Genomic DNA, 2732 nt, shown 5'->3' with positions numbered 1-2732 from the left:
ATCTGCACGTTCTCGCCGATCGTCACCTCGGCCGTGCCCTTGACGACGACCCAATGCTCGGAACGGTGATGGTGCTTCTGCAGCGACAGTTTCTTGCCCGGAGTGACGAAGATGCGCTTGACCTGGAAGCGGTCGCCGTTCAGCACCGAGGTATAGCCGCCCCAAGGCCGGTAAGAGGTCGGGTGCGTCTCGGTAAGCTGCGATGTCGACGGGGCGGCAGCGAGCATCTTCACGAGATTTCCGACATCCTGGCTGTCCTGCAGTCGTCCGACATAAACAGCGTCCTCGCTGGCGATAACCGCGATGTCGTCCATCCCCTGGACGGCGAGATGCACGCCATGGGTCATGATGAGCGAGTTCTTCGTGTTGACGACCGTCGTGTTGCCGGCTGCGACATTGCCATACTCGTCGCGGCTACCACTCTTCCAGACAGAATCCCAGCTGCCGAGATCGGACCACTTGAAGGGCGAGGGGACAACGGCGGCGTTGCTCGTCTTTTCCATGATGGCGTAGTCGATCGAGATATCAGGGCTTGTGGCGAACGCTGCCTTGTCGAGGCGTGTGAAATCAAGATCTGTCTTTGCGTTGGCAACGGCCTCTCCGGCGGCCTTGATCGTCTCCGGAGCGTGGGTGCGCAGCTCATCGAGCAGACACGAAACCGAGAACATGAACATGCCGGAGTTCCAATAGAAGCCGCCTGCGGCGAGCATCTCTTCGGCCTTGGTGAGCGGTGGCTTTTCGATGAAGCGCACCACAACCCGTGCGCCGGTCGCCAGCGTTTCTCCGCCTTCGATATAGCCGTAGCCGGTCGCGGGTTCGCTCGGCTGGATGCCGAAGGTCACGAGCTTGCCTTGGGCGGCTGTGGCTGCTGCGATGCGGACACAGTCGAAATAGGTGTCGTCGGCGACGATCTCATAGTCGGAGCCGAGCACGTGCATGATCGTGTTTTCGTTAAAGCGCTTGCTCACGACCGTCGCAGCCGCTGCGACGGCGGCGGCGGTGTTGCGGGCAACCGGTTCGAGCAAGATGGCGGCGAGGCCGATGTCCAGTTCACGCGCCTGCTCGGCGACGAGAAAGCGAAACTCTTCGTTCGTAAGAACGACGGGCGCCTCGTAAAGCGCTGGATCGGACACGCGCAGCAACGTCTCCTGGAAAAGTGTCTTGTTGCCGATGAACTGTATGAACTGCTTTGGAGCGGCAGCGCGCGACAGCGGCCAGAGGCGCGTACCCTTGCCGCCAGCCATAATCACGGGAACGATCTTCTGTGTCATTTGGAGTGTCCTTGAATATTTGCTTGCTTCGCCAATCAATTCGCCTGTGCCCACCAGCGGATTCGCTCCAGACCGGCGCGCAGCAACCCCGCGGCGGCGCCTTCACTTTCCGCCTCGGCGTAGCAGCGCATTTCGGGGGCATTGCCGGAGGGGCGGAAATGAATGATGCGTCGGTCCGTCAGTGTGACGCGAAGCCCGTCAATGTCGCTGACGCTGCCAACCTCGCCGATCGGCTGCAGAAACGCAGCGAGATTGGCAGGGCCGGCGCGAAGATAGGCCATCAACCGGCCACTGGTCTCAACCGGAAAGTTCTCAAGCCGGTCGGCCGCGGCAAGCGGCAGGTGGAAGGACGCGGCGAGGATCGAAAGCGGCTGCCGTTTAAACGCTGCAAGAGAAAGCGTCGCCAGGATCGGCACGAAGCAATCGCGCGTCGGCAGGGCGCGCAGCACGTGGCCGTTGACCTTGAAGTCGCTCGCGCTCAGCACGCCTCCGTTTGCCTCGAAACCGGCGACATGGGACTGACCGGCCGCGCGTGCTTCCTGCATCCCCGATATGACAAAGGGAGAGCCGACACGGGTGCGAATGACGCGGAAGCGACCAGCAGCTTCTATGCCGGAATTCGACGTCACGGGCGTCACGAGCGATGTGGCGCCGAGAAAGTTTGCGGCGATCAGTCCGAGGAGATCGCCTCGCAGCGGCGTGCCAGTCTCGTCTGCCACCAACGGGCGATCGCCATCGCCATCCGCAGAAACGACCGCGTCGAGGCTATGCTGCCTTGCGACATCCTTGAGCTTGGCAATCGTCTCTTTTGAAACGGCTTCGGTGTCGACCGGTATGAATGTTTGCGAGCGGCCAAACGGCACGACTGTTGCGCCGAAATGCTCCAAGAGTTCCACCAGCAGGTCACGGGCAACCGTGCTGTGCTGGTAGACACCGACTTTGAGGCCGCTAAGGGCACCCGTGGGGAGAATATTGGCATTCCGATCGCGGAACGCCGCGAGGCATTCGGCAGACCGATCCTGTGGTTTGGTGCCGCGGGGCTCAAACGCAAAACTGGCGCGATCGAGTCTTGTGGCCTCGCCCGTGATTGCCGCCTCGTCCGCCTTGTCGATCTCACCATCTGGCCGATAGAACTTTATGCCGTTGCGATCGGCTGGAATGTGCGAGCCCGTTACCATCAGGCAAGCGGCCTTTTGCTGCAGGCCATAGAGGGCCAGCGCTGGCGTTGGGACGGTACCGCAGTCGCCAACGTCGAAGCCGAGGCCGGCCAAGGCATCGGTGCAGTTTACTGCGATTTCAGGGCTGGAATCCCTGAAGTCCTTGCCGATCAGCAGAGCATCGCCGCGCCGCGCCATTCCACTGTCGAGCAGATAGCGACCGAAGGCGGTGGCATAGAGCGCCGAAGCTTGCCCCTTGAGGTCGACAGACAGGCCGCGAAGCCCACTCGTTCCAAATTTCATC

At 61.6% G+C, this 2732-nt stretch carries 2 protein-coding genes; both read right to left on the bottom strand.

Annotated elements, in window-relative coordinates; all coding sequences use genetic code 11:
- Positions 1–1271 (bottom strand): mannose-1-phosphate guanylyltransferase/mannose-6-phosphate isomerase (locus K9B32_RS28720; RefSeq protein ID WP_224568759.1); only part of this gene is annotated, 1271 nt, incomplete at its 3' end.
- Positions 1272–1306: 35 nt separating this feature from the next.
- Positions 1307–2731, bottom strand: a complete 1425-nt coding sequence (locus K9B32_RS28715; RefSeq protein WP_224568757.1) for a phosphomannomutase — start codon at positions 2729–2731, stop codon at positions 1307–1309.
- Position 2732 lies beyond the last annotated feature (1 nt).

Origin of the sequence: Rhizobium sp. 3T7 (assembly GCF_020166565.1) — a bacterium.
GTDB lineage: Bacteria > Pseudomonadota > Alphaproteobacteria > Rhizobiales > Rhizobiaceae > Rhizobium.
Note: the sequence above shows the minus strand (reverse complement) of the source record. Positions and strands in the feature narration are given on the sequence as shown.

What these genes read in the sequence shown, in the direction of transcription:
- K9B32_RS28715 (WP_224568757.1), bottom strand. Translation starts at nt 2,731, where the DNA reads ATGAAATTTGGAACGAGTGGGCTTCGCGGCCTGTCTGTCGACCTCAAG.